General features: G+C 52.0%; 5 protein-coding genes. 4 read left to right on the top strand and 1 reads right to left on the bottom strand.

What is annotated here, in order from left to right:
- From ardA to BLT77_RS19845, 3 genes are all read left to right on the top strand, one after another.
- On the top strand, positions 1–1,436 hold a 1,436-nt coding region (ardA, locus tag BLT77_RS19855; protein WP_090368581.1), incomplete at its 5' end, for an acrylate reductase flavoprotein subunit ArdA.
- A 26-nt stretch (positions 1,437–1,462) separates the two neighbouring features.
- A complete protein-coding gene (locus BLT77_RS19850; RefSeq protein WP_425431750.1) occupies positions 1,463–1,864 on the top strand; it encodes a cytochrome c3 family protein in 402 nt (133 codons plus the stop codon).
- A 202-nt stretch (positions 1,865–2,066) separates the two neighbouring features.
- Positions 2,067–3,107: a DcaP family trimeric outer membrane transporter gene (locus BLT77_RS19845; RefSeq protein WP_090368579.1), complete on the top strand. Its 1,041-nt coding sequence runs from the start codon at positions 2,067–2,069 to the stop codon at positions 3,105–3,107.
- Positions 3,108–3,374: 267 nt separating this feature from the next.
- Here the strand turns inward: BLT77_RS19845 and BLT77_RS19840 are convergent, their stop codons facing one another.
- The gene (locus BLT77_RS19840; protein WP_245710007.1) at positions 3,375–4,304 is read right to left on the bottom strand and encodes a LysR family transcriptional regulator; all 930 of its coding nucleotides are present in this window, start codon (positions 4,302–4,304) and stop codon (positions 3,375–3,377) included.
- Positions 4,305–4,569: 265 nt separating this feature from the next.
- Here BLT77_RS19840 and BLT77_RS19835 point away from each other — a divergent pair.
- A partial coding sequence (locus BLT77_RS19835; RefSeq protein WP_143026694.1) for a twin-arginine translocation signal domain-containing protein occupies positions 4,570–4,746 on the top strand: 177 nt, incomplete at its 3' end.

Raw genomic sequence — 4,746 nt, 5'->3', positions numbered from 1 at the left:
TGGCGACCTCAGTAAGTGCCGAAGGCGTGAAGTGGGATGAAACGGTAGAAATTGCCATTATCGGCTCCGGCTTTGCCGGCCTGGCCGCAGGCATCGAAGCCTCCCGTCAGGGCTGTAAGTCAGTGACTATCTTCGAAAAGATGCCGGTATTTGGTGGTAACTCCGCCATTAACGGTGGCCTGTTCGCCGCGCCTCGCACTCCGATGCAGAAAGAGAAGGGTGTGGATGACTCCGTAGAGCGTATGGTGAGCGACCAGCTGAAAGCGGGTCGTGGTGTTGCCGACGAGGCCCTGCTGCGTCACGTGGCTTCCCACGCCATGGAAGCGTTGCAGATGACCATGGACGCCGGTGCCGTGTTCCACCCTTACCTGCAACAGCTGGGTGGCCACTCCGTACCCCGTACCTACCAGACCACAGTCAGCTGTGGCGCCGGTATTACCCAGCCGCTGCTGCGTGAGTGCCGCAAGGTTGGTGTGAACATGGTAAGCCGCACCAAGTTTGACGGTTTCATCGTTGATGAAGCGGGCAAAGTGGTTGGCGTTAAGCTGAAGAAGGGCTACTACTTCGGCGAAGAGGATACCGGTGAAGCGATCAACGTACGTGCGACCCGCGGCGTGATCATGGCCACCGGCGGTTTCGCCCAGAACGTAGACCTGCGTATGGCCCAGGATCCTACCCTGACTGCCGAAGTGGGCTGCACCAACGCCAAGGGCGCGACCGGTGAGGGGATGTTCGAGATGTTCCGTCTGGGTGCGATTCCTGTGCACATGGCCCACATCCAGTCAGGCCCATGGGCGTCTCCGGATGAAGGTGGTTTCGGCTACGTGTCCAACTACTCGATCTTTAACTTCCCGCACTCCATTGCGGTTAACCGCATGACCGGTAAGCGTTTCATGAACGAAATCGCCGACCGTAAGACCCGTGCGGATGCCGAGCTGTCCTGTCGTGATGCCAAGGGTGAAGCCCTGCCGCCAATCATGATCACCAGCTACGAGCACGCCAACCAGCACCCTAACTGTAAGAAAGTACTGAAGTACGGTGTTGGCTGGAAGTTTGACTCTCTGGAAGCGTTGGCCAAGCACTTCGACGTGCCGCTGAAGGCTCTGGAAGCGCAGGTTGAAGAGTACAACGGTTATGTGAAGTCCGGTGTGGATGAGCAGTTCGGCAAGAATATGGGTAAAGCCAAAGGCAAATACCTGAAAGCGCCGTTCACCGTGGTTCGTCTGTGGCCTAAGGTTCACTACTGCCAGGGCGGTGTTCAGACCAACACCAAAGCGGAAGTTAAAGACTCCTTCACCGGTAAGCGCATCGAAGGCCTGTACGCCGCGGGCGAAGTGGCCGGTGGTATGCACGGTGTGAGCCGTCTGGGTAGCTGCTCCATTCCAGATTGCATGGTGATGGGCATGACAGCTGCTCGCAGCATCATGGGCGCCTGAGTCAATAACAGAGAATAGAGGATTAGATGATGAAAAAGTTAATGACCCTGGCCGCTGCTGCCGCTCTGCTGGCAAGCATGAACGTCTCTGCCGAAGTTAAAGCCGGTGCCACTCTGGTTGACCAGGGTATGATGGACGGTCGTACTTACCACAAGAAGTTCTACAAGAAGGACAACTGTAAGGTATGTCACGGTACTGACACTCCCTCTTTCCGTCCTGCAGACGACGCCTGTCTGAAGTGCCACAAGGTCGATAAGTTGGCTAAGAAGACGGTTCGTAAGGATGAAGAGGAGCTGTGGCAGAACCCTCATAACAACCTGCACTACGGCAAAGAGGTGCCTTGCACCGAATGTCACGGTGAGCACGAGGCGAAGGCGCCTATGTGTAACGACTGTCACACCTTCAAGTTCGATAAGCATAAGAACTAAGACGTAATAAGGCAAAGGACCGAAACTCCTGACACTATTTTGCCGGTCCTTTGCCTCTTATATTCATTAGTGAATAAATTAATATAAGAGACAATAAAAACTCTGTGTGTGCTGAGTATGGCACTTATTATTAGTCCTTTTTAAATTGTCTGTAATTATTTTTAACTAAGTATAATTATCAATCTAATCAAGGTGATTTTAGATGTTGTCCAATAAAATTAAAAATATTGCTCTAGTTAGTGCAGTTGCTGCTGTAACGTCACCAGCATTTGCCGGTTATGAAATTGAACTGAATGATAATGATAAACTAATTTTTGGTGGTTACATTAAAGTCGACGCCCGTTATGTCGATGGTGATGTCGCTTATAAAGACCAGTGGACAGGTGGTGGTGCTGGCCTCGAAGAGAGTGCTTCCCAGTTTCGAATCTTTGCTAATGAAACCCGCTTTAATACCAAGTACATTCACGGTGACCTGACCGGCTTTATTGAGATGGACTTTTTTGGTGGTGGCGGTAACCAGATCATCTCCAACTCCATCAACCCTCGTCTGCGCCATGCGTTTATCAAGTATCAGGAGATCCTGGCCGGCCAGACCTGGTCTACCTTCATGAACACCAGCGCCATTGGTGAGACTGCCGACTTCGGCAGTACCATGATGGGCATCTCTTTCATCCGTCAGGGGCAATTGCGTTACACCAAGGGAGGGTTGCAACTGTCCCTGGAAAATCCCGAGAGCTTTGGTGGTGATACGGCCAATGATAAGTTGCCGGATGTGATCGCCAAGTACACCTTCAAGGGAGACTGGGGCAACGTTTCTGTTGCAGCCATCGGCCGCCAGCTGAATACCGACGGTGGCAACACCGAGACGGCCATTGGCGGATCCATTGCCGGTCGTATCAATACCTTTGGTAAAGATGACCTGCGTTTCCAGTATCACCAAGGTGAACTCGGCCGTTATGTGGGTACTGCGGCGGTGAAGGATCTGGTGGGTGAAGAGGTGGAAGAGACCACCGCCTACAACGTGGCTTACCGTCATTTCTGGACTGAGAGCCTGCGCTCTACGCTGATCTATGGCCACATCAAAGGCGACGTGTCCGGGAATGAAACCAGCCAGTGGGGTGTGAACCTGTTCAATAACCTGACTCCGGAACTGTCCATGGGTCTGGAAGTGGGTAATTACGCTATCGACCATGAAGACAAAGATTCTTTCTATGGTCAATTCTCTATTCGTTACGCACTGTAACTAATAGAAACACACCGAATTAGTTAAAAGTTCCCCGTTGGCCCCCTTGCTCCAGCGGGGAACTTTATTGATTATTGCCGATTCGGCAGGTGACAGGACAAGGTCGGCTTAAGGCTGAACTCTTTCTTGGTCGAGTTGTATTCCTCGAGTATCAGGGGCTGCCCGCCTGACAACGGTATTCGCGGAAAGCTGTATTTGAGAGTCCCATCGGTCGTTCCTTAACTTCAACTTCCACATTAGATTATCCCCGGGTTAAAGAGTTATTCATCAAGCCAGTTTGCCGTTCAGTATGGCGGCGGTTGCCGAGGTAATTTCATCTCTCAGCCATTGCTGGGCCGGGTCGAGATCGGTTCTCGAGTGCCAAAACAGATGATAATCGATTCTCGGCAGAGAAAAGGGCAGCGGCTTGACCACCAGATTATGATTGGCAGCGGCTTGTTCAGCCATCCCTGAGGGCAGGGTCAGCAGTAGCGGCTGGTGTTTGAGTAGTACCAGTGCATGGCACAAGCTGGAACTGCGTAACAGAGTCCGTCGTTCTGGGAGTGACGTCATCGCATCATCCAGTAGCGCTTTGACGCCGTCGCTGATGGCGACGACAGCCTGGGGGTATTGTTGGTAATTACTGAGAGTGAGCGGTTGGTTGGCAAGAGGGTGATCCGGTGCCATAACAGCTCTCACACCGACCTGGCCAAGCTCCTTACTCTTTAGCGGGGCACTTTCTCCTGGAGAACGGCAGATGGCCAGATCTACGCCTTTACTGCCTAATTGATCCTTGAGTTCCTGATGCTGCACCGGGGTGACTTCCAGGTTGAGGCCCGGAGCTTGTGAATACAGGCGTTCCAATATCGTCGGCATCAGGGATTGGCTGCCAAAATCAGTCACCGCAATGCAGAAGGTTTGTCGGCACTGAGCCGGATCAAACTGGCGAGGTGTCAGCAGTTGGCTCAGTTCGGCAATGGGGGCCTGAAGACGTTGTTGGCAATTCAGGGCAAAGTTTGTTGGCAGCAGGCTTGAGCCAACCCGGGTGAATAGCGGATCTCCGAGCATGGTGCGTAAGCGGGATAGAATTCGACTGGTGGCGGACTGGCTTAAATGCAGTCGTTTGGCTGCCTGAGTCACACTGCGCTCTTCAATAAGCACCTGCAATGCAACCAGCAGGCTAAGATCTCGGCGATACAACTCTTCTAATTCCATCATTTACTCTTTGCTAATCAGAACTGGGTCACAATATCAGCCCGGGAGGAAAAAGGATCGTTTCTTTCTTGTGATATTTGCGCTTATGCCCGTTTTGGAACGGGTTCCAGAATAGGTTGTTGACATTGTTTTTTAGGCTAATTAGATATTTATCCAAATTCTTTTATTCCGGAAAAATAATTCGTGATAAGGGTCTGACTATCCCGTTTTGGAATTGGTTCCATCTTTATGATTTGCCCCGAGATAACTAAACAAGGGTGAGAACCAGATGAGTAATGTTGATCTGCTAGGACGCCGTAACTTTATTAAGGGACTGGGTGCCGCGGGTGCCGTAATGGCCGCTCCGGCCATGGCGACCTCAGTAAGTGCCGAAGGCGTGAAGTGGGATGAAACGGTAGAAATTGCCATTATCGGCTCCGGCTTTGCCGGCCTGGCCGCAGGCATC

The sequence above is a fragment of the Ferrimonas sediminum genome (assembly GCF_900100175.1).
In the GTDB taxonomy this organism is placed as follows: domain Bacteria; phylum Pseudomonadota; class Gammaproteobacteria; order Enterobacterales; family Shewanellaceae; genus Ferrimonas; species Ferrimonas sediminum.
Note: the sequence above shows the minus strand (reverse complement) of the source record. Positions and strands in the feature narration are given on the sequence as shown.

Bases quoted from the DNA above. Each gene is read 5' to 3' on its own strand.
- BLT77_RS19850 (WP_425431750.1), top strand. From the start codon at position 1,463: ATGATGAAAAAGTTAATGACCCTGGCCGCTGCTGCCGCTCTGCTGGCA.
- BLT77_RS19845 (WP_090368579.1), top strand. From the start codon at position 2,067: ATGTTGTCCAATAAAATTAAAAATATTGCTCTAGTTAGTGCAGTTGCT.
- BLT77_RS19840 (WP_245710007.1), bottom strand. From the start codon at position 4,304: ATGATGGAATTAGAAGAGTTGTATCGCCGAGATCTTAGCCTGCTGGTT.